Source organism: Aeromonas sp. Y318-3 (assembly GCF_027706185.1).
Classification (GTDB): Bacteria; Pseudomonadota; Gammaproteobacteria; order Enterobacterales; family Aeromonadaceae; genus Aeromonas; species Aeromonas veronii.
In genome coordinates this window covers 1-649 of record NZ_JAPDCN010000057.1, presented here as the reverse complement: position 1 = coordinate 649, position 649 = coordinate 1, and the positions used below count along the sequence as shown (strand labels likewise).

Genomic DNA, 649 nt, shown 5'->3' with positions numbered 1-649 from the left:
GGGGTTCTCCAAATAAACAAAACCCCGGCACACATAAAGCATGTCAGGGTTAAAGGTAGAGCGGTTGTTGGTTCACTTTGAGGGGTGTTCAGTTGGTCGTAGTGGGGCCTGCCGTGGCGGCGGATTCACTCTGTAATCGGCATCAGCGGTTCTGGGACCAGTATGGTGAGCGGGATTGCGAGTGCAATACTCAGCCTCTCTGCCAGTTCATAGGCAGGGCCGATGGCGTCGTAGTCCGCTACCCAGGTAGCCAGGGCCAGCTCGCTTACCTCCATCGCTCGCAGGTAGACACTGTAGCCGTGTACGGTCAGGCCACTGTCACGCACCACCTGAGTTTCCCCCTCTCGATTGATGGCTTCCAGCTCAACGGCTATCGGTTGTTTGGACATCGTGTGTCTCCTCTTGCGGTAAGGGGTCACTCTCCACGCGATAACCGTGATTAGTGCAGGTACGCTGCAGGTCAGCCAGGAAACTTGCCAACACACGGGGTTGCTCGGTGAGAGAAACCGGTCCTGCCTGGCTGCGCCAAAAACAGTGACGAGTGGGGTCCACGCAAATTTCATCTATCGGCTGGCTCATCGTGCGCCAATCCTCGGCATTGGTGAGGGAGAGCAGTTGCCACTGCACCCCAGACCAGCGCAGGTGCAGC

General features: G+C 57.6%; 2 protein-coding genes. Both read right to left on the bottom strand.

Features of this window, described 5'->3' with window-relative positions; all coding sequences use genetic code 11:
• Positions 1–125: 125 nt before the first annotated feature.
• The gene (locus OKB77_RS24000) at positions 126–389 is read right to left on the bottom strand and encodes a hypothetical protein (protein ID WP_201882942.1); all 264 of its coding nucleotides are present in this window, start codon (positions 387–389) and stop codon (positions 126–128) included.
• Positions 364–649, bottom strand: a 286-nt coding sequence (locus tag OKB77_RS23995) for a hypothetical protein (RefSeq protein WP_270818722.1), incomplete at its 5' end; no start/stop codon positions are given. The genes OKB77_RS23995 and OKB77_RS24000, both read right to left, overlap by 26 nt.

Bases quoted from the DNA above. Each gene is read 5' to 3' on its own strand.
- OKB77_RS24000 (WP_201882942.1), bottom strand. From the start codon at position 389: ATGTCCAAACAACCGATAGCCGTTGAGCTGGAAGCCATCAATCGAGAG.